This is a genomic window from Pseudomonas sp. RIT-PI-q (genome assembly GCF_001297125.1).
Lineage (GTDB): Bacteria > Pseudomonadota > Gammaproteobacteria > Pseudomonadales > Pseudomonadaceae > Aquipseudomonas.
Genome location: NZ_LHPC01000017.1, coordinates 209127 through 233233 on the forward strand (window position 1 = coordinate 209127; position 24107 = coordinate 233233).

Consider the following 24107-nt stretch of genomic DNA (forward strand, 5'->3'; position numbering starts at 1 on the left):
CTCTCCAATTCAAAGCACCTTCGCTTCGTTTTTCAGTTTCTCGACCAGTTCAGCCACCGACGTGACCTTGATACCCGCGCTGCGTGCAGCCGGCGCTTCGACTTTCACGGTTGTGTTGGTGGAGGCGGTGGAAACGCCCAAAGCGTCCGCAGTCACTACGTCGAGAGGCTTCTTCTTGGCTTTCATGATGTTTGGCAGGGACGCATAACGCGGCTCGTTCAAACGCAGGTCGGTGGTGACGATGGCCGGCAGTTTCAGGGAAACCGTCTGCGCGCCGCCGTCGACTTCGCGGGTCACGGCAACGCTGTCGCCACTGATCTCGACTTTGGAGGCGAACGTGCCCTGACCGTAACCGCTCAGTGCAGCGAGCATCTGGCCGGTCTGGTTGTTGTCGCTGTCGATGGCTTGTTTGCCAAGGATCACCAGCTGAGGCTGTTCCTTGTCGACAACCGCTTTCAACAGCTTGGCAACGGCCAGGGACGTCAGGTCTTCAGCGGATTCGACGAGGATGGCGCGGTCGGCACCCAGCGCCAGCGCGGTGCGCAGTTGCTCTTGAGCGGCGGACAGGCCGATCGAGACGACGACGATTTCAGTCGCAACGCCTTTCTCTTTCAGGCGTACGGCTTCTTCCACTGCGATTTCGCAGAACGGGTTCATCGACATCTTCACGTTAGCGAGGTCGACGCCGGAATGGTCCGCCTTGACGCGAACCTTGACGTTGTAGTCGACCACCCGTTTGATTGACACAAGGACTTTCATTGCTTATTTCCACCGTTTTTTGATGTGTTACTTGACGACCGGGAGCTTCGAACGATCGATGGTGAACGCCACGGCGATGATCAGGATCACGCCGAACACGATCTGCTGGGCAAACACGCTGACACCGACGAACGTCATACCGATCCGCACTACGGAAACCAGCAGCGCACCGATCAGTGTTCGCCAGACGCCACCGACGCCACCGGTCAATGCCGTGCCCCCGACCAATACTGCGGCGATTGCCGGCAGCAGGAATTCATTGGCCAGCGTTGGCGAACCGCTGGACAGCCTCCCGGCCATGATGATTCCGGACAACGCCGCCAGACCGGCCGATATGGCGAAGGTCATGATCTTGATCCGGTTGACGTTGATACCCGAGGCCCAGACCGCCGGTTCGCCTGCGCCGATGGCATTGCTAAACCGTCCGAACGGCGTCTTGCGGTGCAGGAAAATGCACAGCATCAGCACCACGAACGCCACGCAGACTTCATTGGGAATGCCGGCGGTGTGGCCGGTGACCCAGCCAAACCAGGCCTCGCGTTCGGCGCCGTCGATGTTGATCGTGCGGTTGTTGGAGGCGAGCATGGTGATGCTGGTCACGACCCCGCCAATCGCCAGGGTGACGATGAACGAGGGGATCCGCAGCCACGTATGCAACAGGCCGCTGAGTGCGCCGGCAGCGATGCCCAGGCCCAGGCCAATTGGAAATGCCCAGAACCCGTAGGCCGGCAACAGCAGCGCGATGATCACGCTGGCCATGGACGCCACGGCCTGGGCAGACAGGTCGATACCGCCGATCAGCAACACAAAGGTGATACCGGTCGCCATCACAAACAGCGTCGAGGTGTCGGCGAGCAGGCCCAGAATAGCGCTGGGATGAATGAAGCCCGGGTCATACCCGGCGATCAGTGCAACCAGGACAATCAAGGCAAACAACGGCGCCTGCGTGCGAAATCCGCTAAGGGAAATTGGCATGTCTGTGCTCTCTCAAACCATGTACTTGATCAGGTCTACCTGCTGCGGCTTGGCGCCGGGCAGGCAGTCGAAGGACTGAGCGACTTCACCGTCACGCATCACCAGAATCCGGTGACTGAGCCCAATCATTTCATCCAGGGTATCGGCGGTGAGAATCACCGAGACGCCCTGGCCAGTGATCTCGCGGATCAGCTGGTAGACGTCCTCCTTCGCGCCCACATCCAGCCCGCGAGTCGGGTGATCGAGGATCAGGATCGTCGAACCCGCATTGCGCCACTTGGCCAACACCACTTTTTGCTGGTTGCCGCCACTGAGGTTGAGCAGCAATGCATCGGGGCCCGGGGTCTTGATGCTCAGGCGCTTGATCCAGTCTTCGGCAATCGAACGCTCCTTGCGCTCGTCGAGCAGACCCAGCGAAGTCACTTGGCCGATGCGCGCCAAGGTCATGTTCTGCGCCACGCTGAGCATCGAAACGATGCCTTCGACCTTGCGTTCGCGGGGGATGTAGCCGATACCGGCACGAATCGCCGCTTGCGGTCCGCCCCCGTCCAATCGACGGCCTTGCACCTGGATTTCGCCGCGACTCTTGGGCATCAAGCCGGCCAATACCCGGCACAATTCTTCACGCCCCGAGCCAATGACCCCGGCAATGCCCAGAATTTCACCGCGATGCAGATCGAAGTCCAGGCTGGCAAAACAGCCGTCCAGCGCCAGCTCGCGGGCTGACATCACCACCTCTGGCAAACATGGCTGCTGGAGCGATTCACGGTAAAACTCGGTGTGCAGCGAACGGCCGACCATCAAGGTGTGCAGGCGGTCCTTGGTGGCCTCGGCGGCGGGCATCTGCGCGACCACCTCACCGTCTTTCATCACATACACGCGGTCACTGAGATCGAGCAATTCGTCCAGCCGATGGGACACAAAGATGAACGACGCACGGGACTTGAGCTGCCGCACCAGGCGAAACAGCGTGTCAATTTCCTTTTGTTCGAGGGCCGAGGTCGGCTCATCCAGAAGGATGACCAAATGACCGTCCGTGCGTTCTTCCAGCGCCAGGGCCTTGGCCAGTTCGATCATCTGTCGCTGACCGAAACTCAACTCGCTGCACAACATGCCCGGATCGATATCCAGATTGACCTTGGCCAGTTGCAAGCGCGCAGCGCGGTGAAGTTTTTTCCAGTTCAGGCAACCCAAGCGCGAAAACTCATCTTCGCGGCCCATGAACAGGTTTTCAGCGACCGAGAGGTTCAGCAGGATCGATTGCTCCTGATAGACCATCGCGATGCCATTCGCCGTTGCGCCACGCGGTCCGTCGAGCAGAATCGGCGAACCGTCGAGTTCCAGATGACCTTCATCGGGTTGGTAGACTCCGGTGAGGATCTTCATCAACGTCGACTTGCCGGCACCGTTTTCGCCGATCAGCCCGACCACTTCGTGCTTGCGCACCTCAAGCGAAATGTTCTTCAGCACCGTGATGCCATTGAACCGTTTACTGACATTATTGAGCGCGAGCATGGGACCTCCTCACTTGACGACGCGTGCTTTCGCACGGTCAAGGGCGATAGCGACAGCGGCGATAATCAGCACGCCCTGCACACCTTGCTGGACGTAAGGCGCGATCCCTATCAGGACCATGCCGTTACTGACCACCACCACGATCAACACGCCCAACAGAGTCCCCAGCGGACTGCCATTGCCACCCGCCAGCGACGCGCCGCCGACAACAATCGCGGTGATCGCAGTGAACAATTGGCCTTGCGCTATCAGTGCATGCCCTTGCCCGAACTGGGCAACCGCGAGGATCGCCGCCAGCCCGTAGAAAGCGCCGGCCAAGGCGAAAATGCTGATACGCGTACGGTTGACGTTCACGCCATTGAGCCGTGCCAGATCTTCACCGCCACCAATGGCCAGCGCATGCCGCCCCAATACCGTGTGCCGGGAAATGAAATGCGCAACACCCAGCGCCAACACCACCATCCACACCGACAACGGCAACCCCATCAAACGGTGCAAGGCAATCGCTCGGACATTCATGTCGAGCACCCGCACGGTGTTGCCTTCCAGTAACGCGGTGGCCAGGCCAATGCCGACAAAGCCGACACCCAGCGTCGCCATGAAAGAGGGAATGCGCAATTTGACTTGCAGCAGCCCATTGATCAGGCCGGTCAAGGCGCCAATCAGGATCGCAATCGGCACGGCCCACAGACCAATGGCATGGCTGTTGAGCGTGTTGCCGATCAACAAGGCGAAACACACCGCCGCGACCGCGACCACGCCTTCTACGGAAAGATCGATGCTTCCCATCTGGATAACGAACATTCCACCCAGCGCCATCAGCAGCGGAATCGAAGACGTGGTGGCGATTCGCGACAGGTTCATCGGGTCAAAGAAACTGGGATTGACCGAACCAATGAGCAGACCGATGAGCAGCAGGACAATAAGCGATGAAAACCGTCGCAGGCGGGCCATGACGATAACTCCGGAAACAGGCATTGAAAAAAGCGTTCATGCACCACCGCACCTCTGGAATGAGGGGCGTTGGAAACAGGAAAGACCGTGACTGAGCGATTACGAGTTGTAGCGAATGGGCCCGGCGATTCGTCCCCAGAAATCGGTGACATCGACGGCCGGCGTCGCGTTGAAGTGGGTCGCGTAGAACGCCTCGACGTTGTCCTTCGTGATCAACTGCGGGCGCACGTAGAATTCGCGATGCTCGTGAGGCTCTTTGGCCGGATCGAGTCGGCCGGTCCTGGCCGCATGCGCCAGTGCCAGCCCCATGCTGCCGAGCCAGTACGGATCGAGGTTGGACGTCGCGATGTATTCACCGCTACGAATGGCTTCTACTGCCTGCTCGATCGCGTCGATGCCGACCACCGGAATCGAGCCCGCCAGCCCCTCGCCGCGCAACGCTTCAAGTGCGCCCATGCCCATGTCGTCGTTGGCGCACCAGATGCCTTTGATCTCACTGCCAAAACGCGTCAGCCACGACTGTACGATCGGGAACGCTTTGTTGGCGCTCCAGTCGGCCGCCTGGAAATCCAGCAGCTTGATGTCCGGGAATTTTTTCAAGGCGCTGTCCAGACCTTTGCGCCGCCCGATCGAGGCAACGTTACTGAAGATCCCGCCCAGCGCGACAATACCGCCCTTGCCACCCATGGCCTCGAACAGCGCCGTGGCGACCGCTTCACCCACGGCTTCGCCATCCTCGGCAATGTGCGCCACCCAATACGGGCTGTAATCCCACGGGTGCATGTCATCCGGTTTGTTCCAGATGGTGGTGACGTAGACGCCGGCCTTGACGCATTGCTCGATGATCACACGGGCGTCGGCCGAATCGTTCGGTTCGATGTTGAGGATCAGGTTGCCGTCAGTCTTGGCGATCAACGCGCGGAGGTCGGCGATGCCCTTCTGACTGTTGCCTTCGGTCACCAGCGGCGAGTACGGCAGCTTCTGACTGGTGGCGTAGGCCTCACCACCGCGATTGAAAATCGCATGGTAAGGATTGGTCAGCGAGCGGAAGGAATTGGAGAACGTCAGCGTCGTCTGCGCCCACAGCATGGTGGGAAACAAGCTTCCCACGGCACCTGCTCCAGCCAGGCTGGCAGCGCCTATCAACAGCTTGCGACGGCTCATTTCGAGGAGCCGGGCTGGATCATTTTCATTGTTGTTATTCATGTGACCTCCGGTTGCGCATCACCTGGGTGATTGGCGCTTTATTGTATTTTTTGTAACCAACTAGTTATTTATAAAACTATTGCAGCGGGGATGCAATCCTTAGCGATTGGGGCGGCAGAAAAATCTACAAAGGGTCGAAAAGGGTGAAGTTCCTAAGCATCAAAAAACTGTCGATGCCCAGGAACCTGAGCCTTATACGGCTTGATCGAGGGAGTGGCGGCCGGTCCTGGCCTGCACCTCCGAAGGTGCCAGCGTGCGCCCCAACAGCAGGTCCGCGCCTTTCTCGGCGATCATGATCGACGGTGCGTTGGTGTTGGCGCTGATCAGTCGTGGCATCACTGAAGAGTCGATGACGCGCAGTCGCTGCACACCCCGCACGCGCAATTGCGGATCGACCACCGCCAGTTCGTCGATGCCCATTTTGCAGGTGCCCACCGGGTGATATCCGGTGCGCCCGCAGCGTCGCGCATAGTCTTCATAATCGGCTTGGGTGCGCACACTGCTGCCGGGGAAATGCTCGGATTTGAGGTAACGACTCAGCGAATGCTGCCCCATGATTTCCCGACTCAGCTTGATGCCTTCAACCGAAACATGCAGGTCATAGGGGTCGCTGATGTAGTTGGGAGCAATCGACGGCGGTTGCAACGGATCGGCACTGCGCAATCTGACGCTGCCGCGACTGCGCGGACGCAGGAAGTAGGAGTTAAGCGTGCAGCCGGAACCTGATGGAACAGGCGGAATACCGGCTTCAACCCCCGCTCCCGGCAAGAAGTGAAATTGCAGGTCCGGGGTACTGGAGCGCGAGTCGCCGTACCAGAAAGCGCCCGCCTCAGCGATGTTCGAGGTCACCGGACCTTTATTGAACAGCTTATATTCCAGCCCGGCCATCAGCATCATGTGCGGCTTGGCGTACTTGTCCAGGCTTTGCGAGCCCTTGAGTTCATAGACGATGTCGATGTCGAAATGGTCTTGCAGGTTTTGCCCTACACCCGGCAAATCCTGCTTGACGGCAATGCCCAGATTGGCCAGTTCCTGAGCCGGGCCGATACCGGACAGCATCAGAATCTTCGGTGAGCCGATGGCGCCCGCCGCCACCACGACTTCGCGCTCGGCCGCAGCGAATTTCACCTCCCGCGAACCGCTGCCCTGGACGTACTCCACGCCAGTAGCCTGACCGTTTTCGATGCGAATCCGCGTGACCAGGCATTCAGTCTGGATGGTCAGATTGGGACGATTGCGAACTTTGCTCAAATAGCCTTGTGCCGCGCTGCAACGGCGTCCGCCGCGCTGTGTCACTTGATAGGCGCCGCAGCCTTCTTGTTTGGCGCCATTGAAGTCGGCGTTATGCGGAATGCCCGCCTCTTGGGCAGAACGGATGAACGCCTTCGTCACCTCGTTGACCGTGATCAGATCGGAAACGCCCAAGGGTCCGTCGGTGCCGTGGTACTCATTGGAAAACCGTTCGTTGTCCTCGGCCTTGCGAAAGTAAGGCAATACATCGCGATAAGACCAGCCGCGACAGCCCTCCTCCTGCTCCCAATCGTCATAGTCCTTGGCATTGCCTCGGGTGTAGCCCATCGCGTTGACCGACCCGCCGCCGCCGAGCCCCCGCCCTGGCGGAAAGACAATCGAGCGATTCTGGACCTCACCCTGCGCCGCCGTTTCATAGCCCCAGGTCAGCGGCCCGCCGGTCATCTTGAAAAAGCCGACTGGCATATGAATGTAAGGATTGGTATCGGCAGGCCCGGCTTCGAGCAGCAGCACCCGGACATCGGCCGACTCGCTCAGGCGCGCGGCCAGCACACAACCGGCAGAACCACCGCCGATAACGACGAAATCGTACATTTACTTGTCTCCTGTCTTATTTTTATACCGACGCAGATCAGGCCTGAACCCAGCGGGGCCGCTCGCCCAGCTGCACATGGACAGATTTGAGTTCCGTGTATTCCTCAACCCCGTAGCGCCCGGTTTCGCGGCCGATACCCGACTGTTTGAAACCGCCGGAAGGCAACTCCGGACCGCCGGCAATGGTGGTGTTGACCCACACCCGGCCAGCCTTGATTTGCCGCATCGCTTGCAAGGCGGTTTCCAGGTCACGGCTCCAGATACTCGCGGCCAGGCCGAACGGGGTGTCGTTGGCCAGGCGCATGGCTTCATCGAAATCGTCAAACGCGGTAATGGTCAACACCGGGCCAAAAATCTCTTCGCGGGCGATGAGCATGTCCGCAGTTACCTGACTGAACACCGTCGGTTGCAGGTAAAACCCTTGCGCAGCATCGATCCGGCTACCGCCCTGAATCAGCACGGCGCCCTCTTTCCGGCCCTGTTCGATATAACCTAGGATTCGCTCCAGATGCCGTTGCTCGGTAATCGAGCCGACCTGCGTCGACTCTAAAAGCGGGTCGCCAATGCGGACTTTTTCGATCAGCGCCAATATTTTTCGGGTCAATAGCTCTTCGACTGAACGATGCACCACCAGGCGACTGCCACTGACACAGCACTGCCCGGCGTTGAAGCAAATCCCGAAGACAATCGCATCGGCCGCCGCATCCAGGTCGGCGTCGGCAAAGACGACCTGCGGGTTTTTGCCGCCCAGCTCCAGGCCAATTTTCTTCATGTTGCCCGCCGCCGCGGCCATGGTCAGGCGACCGACTTCAGTGGAGCCGGTGAACGACACCATATCGATGTCGGCATGCTCGGAAATCGCCTGGCCAACCACCGAACCGGGCCCGGTCAGCACATTGACCACGCCGTCGGGCAAACCGGCCTGCTTCAGCAGCCCGGCCAGCATCAACGTGGTGCCGGACGTCAACTCGCTGGGTTTTACCACCACGGTGCAACCCGAGGCGAGAATAAACGGCAGCCGTTCGGCGAGGATGAAGAACGGAAAATTCCACGGTGTAATCAGGCCCACCACACCCACCGGCTCACGCGTCACCAGACCGAGCAGGGTATCGCCCAGGTTGTTGAATGAGTCACCGTGCAGCGCCCGGGCCTGGCCTGCGGCATATTCCCAGATACCCGCCGCCCCCAGCACTTCACCACGGGATTGATTGATCGGCTTGCCGGTTTCGAGGGTTTCGCACAGGGCCAGTTCTTCGCTGTTCTGGCGAATCAATGCCGCCGTTTTCAGCAGCACCTGGGCGCGAAATTCCCCTGCGGATTTGGCCCATGGCCCGTGATCGAACGCCCGGCGAGCCGCCGCCACCGCCTGATCGACATCGGCCACGCCTCCCGATGGATACACGCTCACCGGCACATTGTGCGCCGGGCTCAAGCGCGTCACCTGCTTGAGCGCCGAGCCCTGGGTCCATTGCCCGTCGATGAACATGTCGAAGTTCCGAGGCTGCGCAGGCAGTTGATGGGTCCGGGTGTTGCCATTGTTGTTGTTCACAAAAAACATCCTCTGTACGGCACTTGATTCAGGCAGCTGATGCTCGAAAACCCGCAGCATCGTGCCACCCGCCAAAGATATATAACCAACCAGTTGTTTACATACAAGCACCCGGCTAAGCTTTATTTGTCATCTGCATGCCGCATGGCTAAGCTCATCGCCCTTATAGCCGAGGCCATCCACGTCAGCGTTATGAGAACTGTACCTATGCTCTGGAGAGCGCTTTAAATGCCCAAAAAACCCACCGAAGAGGCAGTCCGTCCGACTCGCGATTCCGATGCCACGCGCCTGAGAATTCTCAACGCGGCAAAAATCGAATTCGCCAAATTGGGACTTGGCGGAGCGCGCATTGACAGCATCGCGCTGCGAGCCCAATCCAATAAGCGGATGATTTACGAATACTTCGGCAACAAGGAAGGCTTGTTCGAGGCAGTGCTTGAGTCGGCGTACCAGGACATTCGCCAAGCCGAACGCAAGCTCAAACTGGAAGAACTGGAACCGGTCGAAGCGATCAGCAAACTGGTGAGTTTCACCTGGAAGTACTACCTGAAAAACCCTCATTTCCTGACCCTGGTCAACAGTGAAAACCTGCACAAGGCCGCACACCTGAAACGCTCTCGGGAAAAAATGCATGACATGCATGCGCCGATGGTCTCGATGGTTGCCGAGATCCTTGCTCGCGGTGTCGCCCAAGGCGTGTTCCGCGAAGGCATTGACCCGATCCAGTTGAATATCACCATTGCCGCGATCAATTACTACTACCTCAACAACCGCTTCACCGGCGAGATCATCTACGGCTTCGACCTGATGTCTGCCGAAGCGCTGCAAACCCGTATCGACTTCAATATCCAGACGATCCTCGGCATGCTGCGCGCGAACTGAAGCGGCCGGAGCCGACCGCCCCTTTTCGCTTGAGCGCAAGCCAAAAGGGGCCGACATCACACCAGCCCTGCCACTTTCACATCACGCACGATAGGTGCGAACGCCATGCGATCGAGCACATCACGCTGGATGTCGACACCTCGCGCCACCTCGATCAACTCGATGCCTTCGGCCAACAGCCGGAACACCGCCCGCTCCGTGACATACAGCACCTCCTGCCCGGCAAGCACGGCTTGCGGACCGCTGAAGGTGATGTGACGGACTTTTTCCACCAGCTTGGGAACCTCGCCAAGCCGATTCAGTTGCAGCGCATCATCGACCTTCGCCACGTCCAGCCCTTTGGCCTCAAACGCCCCGCAAAACACCACTTTACGCGCCCCCTGGGTGATGTCGATAAAGCCACCGGGGCCGACGAGCGTGCCACCCAGGTTCGAAACGTTGACGTTGCCCTGGCTGTCCATTTCGCCCATGCCGAGAAACGCCAGGTCGACCCCGCCACCGCTGTAGAAATCAAATTGATCGAGGGAAGTGACAATCGCTTGCGGAAAACGCGCCGCGCCAAACATCGCGCCGCCCATCATCCGACCGTTGTGGATACCCTGTTCGATGCTGCCCCAATAGCTGTCTTGCAGACCACGCTCAGCGAGCAGTGAAGGAATGCCGCCGGGAATGCCGAAACCGAAATTCAACGACATGCCGGGCATGAATTCGTCAGCGGCGCGTTGCGCAATAATTCGCCGAATGTCGTCGGGCAGGCTTTTTTCGTCCTCTGCCGATTGCGCCAGGCATTCGCCACTGATGGCCGGGTCGTAATCGGCCGCCACACATTGACGCTGCTGCGGCACGACGACCACCTCATCCACCAGCACGCCGGGAATCCGCACCAGCCGCGCCGGCACAAAAGCGCTGTCGCTCAGTTCGCGCACCTGCACGTAGACCTTGCCGCCACTGTTGTGGGCAGCCAGCGCCAGCGCATACGCATCCAGATCTGCCGCCTCGTGGCGCAAGGTGATGTTGCCGCTCGGGTCTGCCAGGCTGCCGCGAATAATCGCCACATCGACCTTGAACGGCTTGTAGCGCAAGTAGGTTTTGCCATCGATGTCTAGGCGCTCGACGATCGATTCGGTCGCTCGATCATTGCATTTCCCACCGGCAACCAAGGGATCGGCGAATGTCCCCAGGCCGATGTGCGTGATCAAGCCCGGACGCCCCGCACCGATTTCACGCATCAGGCTCATGATGACCCCGGCAGGCAAGCTATAGGCTTCGATGGCATTGTTGCGCGCCAATGCCTGCATCTTCGCGGCCCAACTCCAATGCCCGCCGATGACTTTGGTCACCAACCCTTCGTGAGCGAGTCGCTCCAGACCGCTGCCCTGTCCATCACCAATTCCCAACGCGTGCACCACGGTCAGTCCGCAAGGATGGCCGGTACGCAGAAACGACTCTTCAATTGCCGCGAGCAGTGCGTCAGGTTCCAGCAGCGTTCCTGAACCACAGACTGCAATCGTGGCCCCGTCGCTAATTCTGCTGGCCACTTCCGACGCTGATGAACAGCTTCTTTTCATTGTTATTTCCTCATCAATACGTTTGTCGCAATCGAATCCGAGATTTTTCAGAGAGCGCTTGACGCTTACCGAAAGGACGCATTAAATAAATAACCGGTTGGTTACTTAAATCCACTTTAATCCAGCTGAAAAAAGAACACAACCCAAGCGATGAAGGTCTTTCCCATCGCGCAACAGAAAGGAAAAAAACAATGCAGCTTTCTGAAACCCACGTGCAGATCCGTGATTTGGCCCGCCGCTTTGCCGACCAGGCGATCCGCCCGATCGCCGAAAAACTCGATCACGACGAAAGTTTCCCTGCCGCGCTGTATCGCCAAATGGGTGAACTGGGCCTGTTCGGCATCACCGTTCCTGAAGCGTTTGGTGGGGCTGGCCTGGACACCAGCGCCTATGCGCTGGTGATGGAAGAGTTGTCGCGCGGCTATGCCTCGATCGCCGATCAATGCGGCCTGCTGGAACTGATTGGCACCTTGCTGTCGGTTCACGGCAGCGCCGAGCAACGCGAGCGTTTCCTGCCTTCGCTGCTGAGCGCACAGAAACATCCGGCGTATTGCATCACCGAGGCCGAAGCCGGCTCCGATGTGTCAGGCATTCGCACCACGGCGGTCCGCACCGAAACCGGTTGGCTGCTCAACGGCTCAAAACTATGGATTCACAACGCTCCGGTGGCCGACCTGGCGTTCGTCCTGGCGCGCACCGACCCGGCGGCGGGCAAGCGTGGCATGAGCATTTTCATCGTCGATTGCCATTTGCCGGGTGTGTCCAAAGGTCCCAAGGAACACAAGATGGGCCAGCGCGCGTCGCAGGTCGGCGGGTTGAACTTCGATAACGTCGAACTGCCGTCCGATGCCCTGCTCGGCCAGGAAGGTCGTGGTTTTCACATCATGATGAGTGCCCTGGACAAAGGTCGCATCGGCATCGCTTCGCTCGCGGTCGGCATTGCCCAGGCCGGACTTGAGGCAGCGCTGGAGTACGTGCCGCAACGCAAACAATTTGGCAAACCCATCGCTGAAAACCAGGGGTTGCAGTGGATTCTGGCGGACATGGCCAAAGACATTCGCGCCGCACGCCTGTTGGTGCTCGATGCAGCGGATCGCCTCGACCGCGCTGACAACGCCACGATTGCCTGCTCGATGGCCAAGTGTTTTGCCGCCGACATTGCCGTGGCGCATACCGCGAATGCCGTGCAGCTATTCGGCGGCAGCGGGTTTATCCGTGGCTTCGAAGTCGAGCGTCTGTACCGCGACGCCAAGATCACCCAGATTTATGAAGGCACCAACCAGATCCAGCGCACGATCATCGCCCGCGAACTGTTCAACCACGGAGCACGCACATGATCTCGCGTCCGACCGCGCTGATTACCGGCGCACGCGGCGGGATCGGCCGCGCCATTGCGGTGGGCCTGGCCCACGCAGGTTTCGATCTGGCGGTGGTGGATTTGCACGTCGATGACGCGTTGCTGGACACCGTGCGCCAGGCCACCGATGCCGGGGCAAACGCTGTTGCCCTGGCCGGTGATATCTCGGCCATCGAGCAGCATGAAACGCTGCTGAAGACTGCTCAGGCAGCACTCGGTCCGCTCACGTGCCTGGTCAACAATGCCGGTGTTTCCGTGCTGTCACGCGGCGACTTGCTGGACGTCAGCCCGCAAAGCTTTGACCGATGCCACCAGGTCAACACTCGCGGCACGTTCTTCCTGACTCAGGCGTTCGCTCGACGCCTGAAGCAAAACACCACCTGCGAACAGCACCGCTGCATCATCACCATCACCTCCTCCAACGTGCACGCAGTCTCGACCTTGCGCGGCGAATACGGGATTTCCAAGGCGGGCTTGTCGATGGCCTCGCGGTTGTTCGCGGTGCGCCTGGCCGATGAAGGCATTGGGGTCTACGAGGTCCAACCGGGACTGATCGCCACTGAAATGACCGCGCCTTCGAAGGCCCGTTACGACGCTGAAATCGAACGCGGCCTGACTGCCATCAAGCGCTGGGGTCAGCCCGAGGACGTCGCCCGTGTCGTGACCACGATGGCCACCGGTGGGTTGCCCTACACCGTCGGCCAGGCAGTGCCGGTCGACGGTGGCCTGCTGATTCCCAAGTTCTAATCTGCGAAGAGATAAGCACATGCCTTTAACTATCGACTTGTTGACCGCTGACGCGGACCGTCCGCTGCAGCCCTACACCTTGACCGGCGAGCCACTGTTGCCGCCGACCAGGCCATTACCGAATAACCGAATCGCCTTGTCGGCCGCGCACGTCGTCGCCGATCCGTTCAGCGCCAACCAACCCGGCAGCAAAGCCGCCATCGATTGGGAAAAGACCCTCGAGTATCGGCGTTATCTGTTGCAACAGGGCTTGGGCATCGCCGAGGCCATGGACACTGCCCAGCGTGGCATGGGCCTCGACTGGCCGACCGCGCTGGAGCTGATCAAGCGCACGCTCGAAGACACCCGCGACATCAAGCACGCGGTGATTTTTTCGGGTTGTGGTACTGACCAGTTGGCAGCGAATGACGCCAACAGTCTTGATGACGTGCTGAAAGCGTATGACCAACAGCACAGCGCCATCGACAAGCTCGACGGCCGCATCATCCTCATGGCCAGCCGCGCCCTGGCCCGTGTCGCCAAGGGTCCGCAGGACTATCAGCGGGTCTATCGCAAAGTATTGTCAGATGCGCGGCAACCGGTGATTTTGCATTGGCTGGGAGACATGTTCGACCCGGCATTGACCGGTTACTGGGGCAGCCAAAAATATGAGGAAGCCCTGGAAACCTGCCTTGAGATCATTCACGAGAATGCCGCCAAGGTCGACGGGATCAAGATCTCGTTGCTCGACAAAGAAAAGGAAATCCTCCTGCGGCGGCGGTTGCCGGCGTCGGTGAAGATGTACACCGGCGACGACTTCAACTACCCGGAACTGATCGCCGGTGACGAACAGGGTTTTTCCCACGCCTTGCTGGGGATCTTCGATGCCATCGCGCCGGCTGCCGCTCATGCACTGGCGGCATTGGCTGACGGCGATATGGCCCGCTACCACGCGTTGCTCAACCCCACCGTGCCGTTGGCCCGGCTGATTTTCAGCAGCCCGACCCAGTACTACAAAACCGGCGTGGTGTTCCTGGCCTACCTCAATGGCCATCAGGATCACTTCGTCATGCTCGGCGGCCAGCAAGCGATGCGTCCCCTGCCCTACTTCTGCGAGATCTTCCGCCTCGCGGACAGGGCCGGACTGCTCAGCGATCCGGTACGGGCCGTGGCCAGGATGAAAACCTTCCTCGGGCTCTATGGCGCAGGCGCTTAGCGACGTTGCGGAGCGCCGCACCGGCTGCGCTCCGCGATTCAACCCTCAGCCATCGTGGAGAATCGAATGTCATTCAGCACACTGGAAAACCGCCTCGACCGCTGCTCGATCAACACCGCCCCCCTCGGTCATCGCCTGCCGATCGAACAACCCCTGGAGCTGATCGCCCGCGCGGGATTCGGCTACGTCGCTCCTTGGCGCAAGGACATGCAAGGCCGCACGCTCAGCCAGGTTCGCCGGCACTTGCACGACAGCGGCCTCAAGGTGAATGCCTACTGCCGCTCGACCTTCATCCCGTCTGCCACACGACAGGCCTTCGACACCGCCATCGCCGACAACCGCAAGGCCATCGAGGAAGCGGCTGAACTGCAAGCGCAGTGTTTCATCCTGGTGGTCGGCGGCCTGCCCGGTGACTCCCGTGATCTACCGGCCGCGCGCGCTCAGGTTGCCGAAGGATTGGCCATGTTGCTTGAGCACGCCAAACAGCATGACGTCGCGCTGGCGCTGGAACCCCTGCACCCGATGTATGCGGCGGACCGCTCGTGTTTGTCGACGCTGGAGCAGGCACTGGATCTGTGCGAGGCGCTGGAGCCTGGGAGCTACCGGCAGCTGGGCGTCGCCGTCGACGTTTATCACTGTTGGTGGGACCCCAGGCTGCACGAGCAGATACACCGCGCCGGCGCGCAAAACCGAATACTCGGCCTGCACCTGTCCGACTGGTTGGTGCCGACCCGGGACTTGTTGCTGGATCGCGGCATGATGGGCGATGGCGTGATTGATCTGCGTGGCATTCGCCAGCAGGTTGAAACGGCGGGTTATGACGGCGCCGTCGAAGTCGAAATCTTCTCCCGTGACAACTGGTGGAAACGCGACGAAACCGAGGTGCTGCAGCGCTGCGCCGAACGCTTGCAACGCTGCTGCTAAGTGCCGCGCCCACACAAGAACAATAAAAAGACAGAGGTTTTCATGTCACATCACTATCGCTGGCAAATCTGTGCACTGCTGTTTTTCGCCACCACCATCAACTACCTCGACCGGCAGGTGCTCGGCCTGCTCAAGCCGCTGCTGGAGCAACAATTTCACTGGAGCGAGACGGACTACAGCTATCTGGTGATCATCTTTCAAGCCAGTTACGCGGGTGGCTTGCTGGTGTTCGGCAAGCTGATTGACCGCCTGGGCACCAAGCTCGGCTACGGCTTGTGCATCATGGTCTGGAGCCTTGCAGCCATCGGCCACGCCGCTGCTCAGTCGACCCTGAGTTTCATGTACATGCGAGCGCTGTTGGGGCTGGGTGAATCCGGAAACTTCCCGGCGGCCATCAAAGCCGTCTCTGAGTGGTTCCCGAAAAAAGAACGCGCCCTGGCCGTTGGCATTCTCACGTCCGGGACCAGTGTCGGGGCGATTCTGGCGCCGGCCTGTGTGCCTTGGCTGGCGGCAACCTATGGCTGGGAATCAGCGTTTGTCATTACCGGCCTGACCGGATTCGTCTGGCTGATTTTCTGGAAGATTTTTTACCAGGCCCCCGCCGCACACCCACGGATCAGCGCCAGCGAACTGGCCTACATCAACGAAGACGCTCACGTTGAACCGGTCAACAAGGTCAAATGGGCCGACCTGCTGAAGCTGCGCTCGACCTGGATATTCGTCACCGGCAAGTTCCTCACCGATCCGATCTGGTGGTTCATGTTGTTCTGGTTGCCGTCCTATTTCTCCAGTCGCTTCGAACTCGACCTCAAGCACCTCGGCCTGCCGTTGATGATTGTCTACTGCGCGACCTCCATCGGTAGCGTCGGTGGTGGCTGGCTGTCGTCGCGAATGATCAGCGCGGGCTGGTCGACCCAAAAAGCCCGCAACAGCGCCATGTTGATCATGGCGGTATTGGTTTTGCCGATCGGGTTTTCCAGCTACATCGACAACATGTGGGTCATGGTCGGTCTGCTGAGCCTGGCCGCGGCGGCTCACCAGGGCTGGTCGGCCAATCTGTTCACCACCGTTGCCGACAATTTCCCGCGCTCGCAAGTCGCCTCGGTCATGGGCATCGGCGGCACGGCAGGTTCAATCGGCGGGATGATCTTTCCGTTGATCGTCGGCCTCGTGCTGGAACACTACAAGGCGCTGGAAAATCTCACGCTCGGCTACAACCTGATTTTCATGGTTTGCGCGAGTTCTTACCTGACTGCGTGGATAATCATGCGATTGATGGCCAGTCGCGGCGCCTCGCTGTTTCAACAACCCTTGAAATCCTGACGCCCGACACGTTGCCGAACCACGAGGCGGAACGTTCCCACATGATCAACGAGAACAAAGGCATTCAGTCCGTCGAACGCGCGATGGTGATCCTTGAAACCATCGCCGCCGCCGGCGGCGAGATCCGCTTGGTCGATCTTGCGGCGCAATCGGGCCTGCACAAAAGCACCTTGCACGGGTTGCTCAATACCCTGGCCGCCATGGGCTACATATCCCGTCGCGGCACTCACTACGCATTGGGTTTGCGCCTGCGCGAAATCGCTCAACCATTGAATGACGCCGATGCGCTGCTGCGTGAAGCCTTTGCCCCGGCACTGCGCATGCTGGCCGAACGCACGGGCGAAACCTGTTTTCTCGCGGTGCCCTGCGGCACCCGCGAGTATTTCTACATGGATGCCCTGGAAGGCAGCGGCAGCCTGCGCGTTGCGAGCCCGCGCGGACGCCGTGCCGGGCTGACCACTTCGGCCATCGGCAAAGTATTCCTGGCCTTTGACGAAGACCTGCGCCGCAGCCTGCGCCGAGCCAACTTGCTGCCCGCTGAACTGGAAAACGAACTGGCGGCTATCGTCACCCAAGGCTATGCGCTGGACCTGGAAGAAGCCGAACCGGGGCTCAACTGCGTCGCCCTGCCCTTGCGCTTGCAAGGCCGAGTGGTCGCCGCGCTCGGTGTGGCCGCGCCCGCCTCGCGCCTGCCCAAGACCGAATTGAGCAAGCTGGCGACCCACGCCATGCGGGAAATGTTCGACATGCTCAAACTTTAGTGACCAGCGGCCCGGGTCTATTCCCTTGAAAAACAATCGTCGGGATCATCGCGGTCCTGTCGTTTGATTCAATGGAGTCCCGAATGTTTGAGCAACTGTCCCGACCAGGGTCGATCTACTCGCTGGAGGCCACCAACGGTGGGCTGACCGGCTTTGGTGGCATGGTGTTGATCGCCCTGCACGCGGCGGGCCGCCCATGAGCCGCAGCACGCAACGTATCCATCCGGGTGTGCTGGCGCTGGCAGTGACCGCGTTTGCCATTGGCATGGCCGAGTTCATTGTGGTGGGTATTTTGCCGGCCATCGCCACTGACCTTGACGTACCACTGGCACGTGCGGGCAGTCTGGTCGGGCTGTACGCGTTGGCACTGGCGCTCGGTACGCCGCTGACTGTCCTGGCGCTGGCACGCCTGCCGCGCAAACCGGTGCTGCTGACGCTGATCGCGGTGTTTCTGGGCGGCAACCTGCTGGCGGCGCTGTCCACTGATTACCCATCGTTACTGGCAGGACGCATTCTGACGGCGCTGGCGCATGGCAGTTTCTTCGCCATCGGTGCCACCGTCGCCGCCAACCTGGCGCCAAAAGGACAGGCGAGCAAAGCCATCGCAGTGATGTTCGCCGGCCTGACGCTGGCCATGGTCATTGGTGTGCCGCTTGGCAGCTTCCTGGGTAACGGCATGGGTTGGCGCTTGCCGTTTTACGCGGTCGCACTGCTGGCCGCATTGGCGCTGGTGGCTACCGCGCTGTGGTTGCCCAACGTGCCGACTCCGCCGTCGGGCAAAGCCGTCACGCAACTGGCGGCACTGGGGCATCCGGCCATTCTGGCGATGATGGCGGTGACCGTGCTGGGTTTCGGGTCAAGCTTTGCCGCCTTCACCTTCATCACGCCGATCCTCACCGACATCAGTGGTTTCTCCACCTCGACCGCCAATTTGCTGTTGGTGGTATTCGGCGCGGCGACCCTGGTGGGCAATCTTGCCGGTGGCCGACTGGCGGCCACGCTGGGCTGGCAAGCGGCACTGCGATTGATCTTCGGGCTGCTGACCCTGGCGCTCGCCGCCGTCGCGCTGTTTTTGCCCTATCAGGTGCCGATGGTGGTGATGCTGTTTTTCTGGGGCGCGCTGGCCTTCGGTCTGTCGCCTGCGGCACAGGCCGGCATGCTGGCCACCGCTGAACGCTACACCCCGCAAGCGGTGGCCTTCGCCTCGGCACTGAACATTTCAGCCTTCAACCTGGGCATCGCCTTGGGAGAAACCAGCGGCAGTGCCTTGGTCGGGCACGGGCAAATCGCCCTCACGCCTTGGGCGGGTGTGGTGACGGTGATCATCGCCCAGTTGCCGCTAATTTGGTTGGTGTCGCGCAGTCGCAGGGACCTGGGTTTTCGTAACCCAGGTTCGACTGTCGGTTGATGTTTATTCGTGCGGTTGCCATACCCGGCAATCCGGCCCCTGCTTGACGCCGGATTCAGGGATTTTCGAGCTGTTGCGCACGATCAACCGCCCCCGCACGACCTCTTGAATCGCCGGCGTGTCAGGGTTCTCCAATTGCGCACAAATGATGCCGACCGCACGACTGACCATGTCGCCAACCGGCTGCACGTAAGTGGTCAGCGCAAAGACCGGCCAGGCGGCCAGGGTAATGTCATCGAAACCGACGATTGAGATGTCGTTGCCCGGTTTGAGCCCGAACTCCTCGCGAGCGACGTTGATGGCGCCCAACGCCATGATGTCGTTCGCGCAGAAAATGCCGTCAGGCGGGTTGGCGCTCGACAGCAGTCGGCGAGTGGCGTCCATGGCCCCGTCAAACGTGTAATGCCCCACTTCGCGCTGCGGCACGGGATGACCGAGACGTTGTAGCGTGTCCCCAAAGCCTTTTTCCCGGTCACGGCTGGTCGAAGAGCTTTCCTTGCCGGCGATATAAGCCAGCTGACGATGACCACCCGCTACCAGAAATTGCGCAATCTCCATGCTGCCTTGCGCGTTATCACTGGTGACACTGGAAATGCTGGTGCTGTCATTTCTGCGGTTCAGCAGCACGACGGGCAACCCTGTCTGCCTGCACTCTTGGGCAAAGCGCGAAGACAGGCTCGCCGAGACCAGAATCAGGGCTTCAACGCGGTAGCCCAACACCTCTTCGAGCACCGGATCACAGTCTTCGTGATTCGCGGTGGAGAACAACAGAACCCGATAACCCAGCTCTTCGAACGCCGCCGACAAGGCTTCCAGCACCGCCGAATAAAACGGGTTTTCCATGCTCGGCCCGACTACGCCGATCAGGTTGGATCGGCGCTTGATCAACGAGCGTGCCCACTGATTCGGGCGGTAACCCAAGGTCGCGGCGGCTTCCTCGACCTTCTGCCGGGTCTTTGGCGAAACACTGGCGCCCTTGGTGAAGGTTCGCGAGACCGCCGACTGCGAGACACCCGCCAACCGGGCCACATCATGGGCGGTGACCGGATGCCGGGAGGGGTCGTTGGAATCTGCCATTGCGTCTCAGCTCAATTGTCGAAATGCCGATCATACCTGCCATTGACAGCGAGGTGTGCTGCCTGCCCGTTTTGCGAAAAAGCGCATCAACCCGACCATCGATATTTCGAGTCTTTTTCACCCACCCCCTTTTCATCGTCCTCGGGAATGGCTTAGGATTGCCCCGAATTGCATACGTATGCAAAACCAAAAACAACAACGCTCAGGAATTCATCCCATGGCAACTTGGCTCAAAAAAGGCGCGGAAGCATCGGTCATCAAATCGGCAGCGCGTGAAGTACGTGACACGGTCGAAAAGACCCTGGCCGATATCGAAGAACGTGGCGATGCCGCGATTCGCGAGCTCTCCATTCGCTTCGACAACCTCGACCGCGAGGACTACCGACTCACCAGCGCCGAGATCGATGCCTGCATGGCGCAACTGACCAAACGCGACATCAGCGACATCGAATTCGCCCAGACCCAGGTGCGCAATTTCGCCCAGCACCAACGCAACAGCCTGCAAGACCTGGAAGTCGAAACCCTGCCGGGCGTAATCCTCGGCCACAAAAACATTCCAGTGAATGCGGCGGGTTGCTATGTGCCGGGCGGCAAGTACCCGCTGCTGGCTTCCGCGCACATGTCGGTAATCACCGCCAAGGTCGCCGGTGTACCGCGCATCATCACCTGCGCCCCACCCTTCCATGGCAAACCGGCCCCGGCCATTGTCGCCGCGCAGCACATGGCGGGCGCCGATGAGATCTACTGCCTGGGCGGTATCCAGGCAATCGGCGCCATGGCGCTGGGCACCAAGTCCATCGCACCAGTCGACATGCTGGTCGGTCCGGGCAACGCGTTTGTCGCCGAAGCCAAACGCCAATTGTTCGGCCGGGTCGGCATCGACTTGTTCGCCGGCCCTACCGAGACCCTGGTAATCGCCGACGAAACGGTCGACGGTGAAATCTGCGCCACGGACCTGCTCGGTCAAGCCGAACACGGCCCGGACTCGCCGGCAATTTTGCTGACCACGTCGGAAAAACTGGCGCGCGAGACCATGGCTGAGATCGAGCGCCTGCTGCTGATCCTTCCCACCGCCGGCATTGCCCGTCAGGCCTGGGAGAATTTTGGTGAAGTGATCGTCGCCGAAGACGAACAGGAAATGCTCGCCATCGCCAACGACCTGGCGTTCGAGCACGTACAAGTCATGACCCGTGACCCGGATTTCTTCCTGAACAACATGCGCAACTACGGCGCCCTGTTCCTCGGCCCGCGCACCAACGTCTCGTACGGCGACAAGACCATCGGCACCAACCACACCCTGCCAACCAAGAAAGCGGCGCGCTACACCGGCGGCCTGTGGGTCGGCAAATTCATCAAGACCTGCACCTACCAGAAGGTCATGACCGACGAAGCGTCCGCCATGATCGGTGAGTACTGCTCACGCCTGTGTGCCCTGGAAGGCTTCTCCGGCCACGGCGAGCAAGCCAACATCCGCGTCCGCCGCTACGGTCACAAGGATGTGCCGTACGCCGGTATCGCAGAGTAATAAAAGCCTGGCTAGAAAGGGCCGCGACTCGTGCGCGGCCCAACAACAATAAATCACAGCCAATGCGCAGCCCATCGCCCGCCCCCTCTGCGCTACAGGCTCAGCCTCAAAGGACATCCCATGAGTGTCATCATCGCCTTGCTGGCGTTGTTCGCGTTAATGCTCGCTGCTTACCGGGGATATAGCGTCATTATCTTCGCGCCTCTCGCTGCACTCGCTGCCGTTTTGCTCACTGATCCCACTGCGGTTGCCCCGGCGTTCAGTGATATTTTCATGGACAAGATGGTCGGTTTCATCAAGCTCTACTTCCCGGTTTTTTTGCTGGGCGCCGTGTTTGGCAAATTGATTGAACTGTCGGGTTTTTCCCGCTCGATCGTCAGGTCCGTCATTCACTTGCTCGGCAGCAGCCAGGCCATGCTGGTGATTGTGCTGGTCTGCGCGCTGCTGACGTATGGCGGCGTTTCGCTGTTTGTCGTGGTGTTTGCGGTCTATCCCTTTGCGGCGGAAATGTTCCGCCAAAGCAATATCCCCAAGCGACTGATGCCCGCGACCATTGCCTTGGGCGCGTTCACCTTCACCATGGATGCGTTGCCCGGTTCGCCGCAGATCCAGAACATCATCCCCACCACGTTTTTCGGCACCACGTCCTGGGCGGCGCCGTGGCTGGGCGTGATCGGTTCGTTGTTCGTGTTGATTGGCGGCATGCTCTATCTCGAGCGTCAGCGGCGTAAAGCGCAACGCGCGGGTGAAGGCTACGGCGCCGATCTGCGCAACGAACCGGAAACGCCGCAGGACATCGCCCTGCCTCACCCACTGGTGGCGTTGTTGCCCTTGCTGTTGGTCGGGGTGATGAACCTGGCGTTCACGCACTGGATTCCCCACTGGTATGGCAGTGTTTATGAAATCGATCTGCCCGGTTTGAAGGCGCCGATCCAGACGCAAGTGTCGAAGATGATCGCCATCTGGTCGGTGCAGGCGGCGTTGCTGGTCGGGATCGTCACGGTCTTCCTGTTCAGCTATCGCACTATCTCGCGCAAACTGGCCGAAGGCAGTCGAACCGCCGTCAGTGGGGCGATGCTGGCCACCCTCAATACGGCTTCGGAATATGGTTTTGGTGCGGTCATCGCCGCGTTGCCTGGTTTCGTCGCGGTCGTTGAAGCGCTGAAGGTGATTCCCAATCCGTTGGTCAATCAGGCGATCACCATCAACTTGCTGGCGGGTATCACCGGGTCGTCATCCGGCGGCATGAGCATCGCGCTCGCGGCCATGTCGGACACCTTCATCGCCTCGGCCAATGCTGCCCACATTCCCTTGGAAGTCATGCATCGCGTGGCGGCCATGGCGGCTGGCGGCATGGACACCCTGCCGCACAACGGCGCGGTGATCACGTTGCTGGCGGTCACCGGGTTGACTCATCGTCAGGCCTATAAGGACATTTTCGGCATGACAATCTTCAAGATCCTCGCGGCGTTTTTCGTGATCGGCGTGTATTACCTGACCGGCATCGTTTAACAACACATCCCCTGTAGGAGCGAGCTCGCTCGCGATGGACGTGAACGATAACGCGTGCTGACTGATTGAACGCGGTGCCGCCAAGTTCATCGCGAGCAAGCTCGCTCCTACAGGGCCTGTTGTGTCAGGCCGCGTTCTTCCAGCAAGCGTACGAACATGGTCAGGCTCTGCGACACGGTGCCCCGGCGCCACACCAGCCAGGTGCGCAAATAACGGAAAGCTTCCGACAACGGCCAGACGCTGACGGTGGTGCAGCCCGGCATGCTTTCGAGCATGCTGCGCGGCATCAACGCCAGCCCCGCACCGGCGCTGACGCAGGCCAGCATCCCGTGATAAGACTCCATTTCAAAGATCTTGCCCGGCACCGCCGCGTCCTTGGCGAACCAGCTTTCAAAGTGATGGCGGTAGGAACAATTGGAACGAAACGCATAGATGTTTTCGCCGTTCACTTCCTGTGCACGGTGGATGGGGGAATGGTTAAGCGGCGCGATCAGCACCATCTCTTCTTCGAACGCCGGCACACCTTCCAGTGCCGGGTGCAGCACTGGCCCATCGACGAAAGCAGCGGCCAACCGACCTGCCAGCACGCCGTCGATCATGGTCCCGGAAGGCCCCGTCGACAGGTCCAGTTCGACCTTGGCGTACTTCTGGTTGTACGCGGCCAACAGCTCGGGAATCCGCACCGCCGCCGTGCTCTCCAACGACCCTAGCGCAAACGACCCTTGCGGCTCTTCGCCGGCCACCGTCGCGCGCGCCTCCTGGACCAGGTCGAGAATGCGTCGCGCGTAATCGAGAAAACTCCAGCCGGCCGGCGACAGGCGCAAACGGCTCTTCTCGCGGATAAACAGGTCCACGCCCAGATCAAGTTCCAGTTGCTTGATCCGCGTCGTCAGGTTCGAAGGCACCCGATGGATGTGCTGCGCGGCGGCGCTGATGCTGCCGTGCTCGGCCACGGCTTTGAAAATTTCCAGCTGAACCAGATCCACAGCATTCTCCAAACGTGAACGATATGCTCAGTATTATTC

Annotated in this window: 20 protein-coding genes; 10 read left to right on the plus strand and 10 right to left on the minus strand. The window is 60.1% G+C overall.

Annotated features, from left to right (window positions below; genetic code table 11):
* Positions 1–9: 9 nt before the first annotated feature.
* From AEQ67_RS04865 to AEQ67_RS04895, 7 genes are all read right to left on the minus strand, one after another.
* Positions 10–759, minus strand: coding sequence for an electron transfer flavoprotein subunit beta/FixA family protein (locus tag AEQ67_RS04865; RefSeq protein WP_059402755.1), 750 nt, complete (start codon positions 757–759; stop codon positions 10–12).
* A 27-nt stretch (positions 760–786) separates the two neighbouring features.
* On the minus strand, positions 787–1734 hold the full coding sequence (locus AEQ67_RS04870) for an ABC transporter permease (RefSeq protein ID WP_059402756.1): 948 nt from the start codon (positions 1732–1734) through the stop codon (positions 787–789).
* Positions 1735–1746: 12 nt separating this feature from the next.
* Positions 1747–3249, minus strand: a complete 1503-nt coding sequence (locus AEQ67_RS04875; protein ID WP_059402757.1) for a sugar ABC transporter ATP-binding protein — start codon at positions 3247–3249, stop codon at positions 1747–1749.
* A gap of 9 nt (positions 3250–3258) precedes the next feature.
* Entirely contained in the window at positions 3259–4203 is a 945-nt protein-coding gene (locus AEQ67_RS04880) for an ABC transporter permease (protein ID WP_059402758.1), read from the minus strand.
* A 99-nt stretch (positions 4204–4302) separates the two neighbouring features.
* A complete protein-coding gene (locus AEQ67_RS04885; RefSeq protein ID WP_059402759.1) occupies positions 4303–5409 on the minus strand; it encodes a sugar ABC transporter substrate-binding protein in 1107 nt (368 codons plus the stop codon).
* Between the two features lie 192 nt (positions 5410–5601).
* A complete protein-coding gene (locus AEQ67_RS04890) occupies positions 5602–7254 on the minus strand; it encodes a GMC family oxidoreductase (RefSeq protein WP_059402760.1) in 1653 nt (550 codons plus the stop codon).
* A gap of 37 nt (positions 7255–7291) precedes the next feature.
* Positions 7292–8803 carry an aldehyde dehydrogenase family protein gene (locus tag AEQ67_RS04895; RefSeq protein WP_236710274.1) on the minus strand — a complete coding sequence of 504 codons (1512 nt, stop codon included), beginning with the start codon at positions 8801–8803 and terminating at the stop codon, positions 7292–7294.
* A 228-nt stretch (positions 8804–9031) separates the two neighbouring features.
* Here AEQ67_RS04895 and AEQ67_RS04905 point away from each other — a divergent pair, with 228 nt between their 5' ends.
* Positions 9032–9685, plus strand: coding sequence for a TetR/AcrR family transcriptional regulator (locus AEQ67_RS04905; protein WP_059402763.1), 654 nt, complete (start codon positions 9032–9034; stop codon positions 9683–9685).
* A 56-nt stretch (positions 9686–9741) separates the two neighbouring features.
* Here the strand turns inward: AEQ67_RS04905 and AEQ67_RS04910 are convergent, their stop codons facing one another.
* Positions 9742–11253, minus strand: a complete 1512-nt coding sequence (locus tag AEQ67_RS04910) for a CoA-transferase (protein ID WP_059402764.1) — start codon at positions 11251–11253, stop codon at positions 9742–9744.
* Positions 11254–11444: 191 nt separating this feature from the next.
* Between AEQ67_RS04910 and AEQ67_RS04915 the strand changes: the two genes are divergently transcribed.
* The 7 genes from AEQ67_RS04915 to AEQ67_RS04945 all read left to right on the plus strand — a co-directional run bounded on the left by AEQ67_RS04915 (position 11445) and on the right by AEQ67_RS04945 (position 18968).
* Positions 11445–12590 (plus strand): acyl-CoA dehydrogenase family protein, encoded by a 1146-nt coding sequence (locus tag AEQ67_RS04915; RefSeq protein ID WP_059402765.1) that lies wholly within the window; start codon positions 11445–11447, stop codon positions 12588–12590.
* Positions 12587–13357 carry a 3-ketoacyl-ACP reductase gene (locus tag AEQ67_RS04920; RefSeq protein WP_059402766.1) on the plus strand — a complete coding sequence of 257 codons (771 nt, stop codon included), beginning with the start codon at positions 12587–12589 and terminating at the stop codon, positions 13355–13357. The genes AEQ67_RS04915 and AEQ67_RS04920 overlap by 4 nt, the downstream gene beginning before the upstream one ends.
* Positions 13358–13376: 19 nt before the next feature.
* Positions 13377–14552 carry a dihydrodipicolinate synthase family protein gene (locus AEQ67_RS04925; protein ID WP_059402767.1) on the plus strand — a complete coding sequence of 392 codons (1176 nt, stop codon included), beginning with the start codon at positions 13377–13379 and terminating at the stop codon, positions 14550–14552.
* 66 nt (positions 14553–14618) lie between these two features.
* Positions 14619–15476 carry a sugar phosphate isomerase/epimerase family protein gene (locus AEQ67_RS04930; RefSeq protein WP_059402768.1) on the plus strand — a complete coding sequence of 286 codons (858 nt, stop codon included), beginning with the start codon at positions 14619–14621 and terminating at the stop codon, positions 15474–15476.
* A 42-nt stretch (positions 15477–15518) separates the two neighbouring features.
* Positions 15519–16799, plus strand: a complete 1281-nt coding sequence (locus tag AEQ67_RS04935; RefSeq protein ID WP_059402769.1) for an MFS transporter — start codon at positions 15519–15521, stop codon at positions 16797–16799.
* A gap of 41 nt (positions 16800–16840) precedes the next feature.
* A complete protein-coding gene (locus AEQ67_RS04940) occupies positions 16841–17560 on the plus strand; it encodes an IclR family transcriptional regulator (protein ID WP_059402770.1) in 720 nt (239 codons plus the stop codon).
* Between the two features lie 196 nt (positions 17561–17756).
* Positions 17757–18968, plus strand: a complete 1212-nt coding sequence (locus AEQ67_RS04945; protein ID WP_059402771.1) for an MFS transporter — start codon at positions 17757–17759, stop codon at positions 18966–18968.
* A gap of 3 nt (positions 18969–18971) precedes the next feature.
* Here AEQ67_RS04945 and AEQ67_RS04950 read toward each other — a convergent pair whose 3' ends face one another.
* On the minus strand, positions 18972–20045 hold the full coding sequence (locus tag AEQ67_RS04950) for a LacI family DNA-binding transcriptional regulator (protein WP_059402772.1): 1074 nt from the start codon (positions 20043–20045) through the stop codon (positions 18972–18974).
* 217 nt (positions 20046–20262) lie between these two features.
* Here AEQ67_RS04950 and hisD point away from each other — a divergent pair, with 217 nt between their 5' ends.
* Together hisD and AEQ67_RS04960 are read left to right on the plus strand one after the other, a co-directional pair.
* Entirely contained in the window at positions 20263–21570 is a 1308-nt protein-coding gene (hisD, locus tag AEQ67_RS04955; protein WP_059402773.1) for a histidinol dehydrogenase, read from the plus strand.
* 120 nt (positions 21571–21690) lie between these two features.
* A complete protein-coding gene (locus tag AEQ67_RS04960) occupies positions 21691–23082 on the plus strand; it encodes a GntP family permease (protein ID WP_059402774.1) in 1392 nt (463 codons plus the stop codon).
* A 107-nt stretch (positions 23083–23189) separates the two neighbouring features.
* Here AEQ67_RS04960 and ptrR read toward each other — a convergent pair whose 3' ends face one another.
* Entirely contained in the window at positions 23190–24068 is an 879-nt protein-coding gene (gene ptrR, locus AEQ67_RS04965) for a putrescine utilization regulator PtrR (RefSeq protein ID WP_059402775.1), read from the minus strand.
* Between the last annotated feature and the right edge of the window lie 39 nt (positions 24069–24107).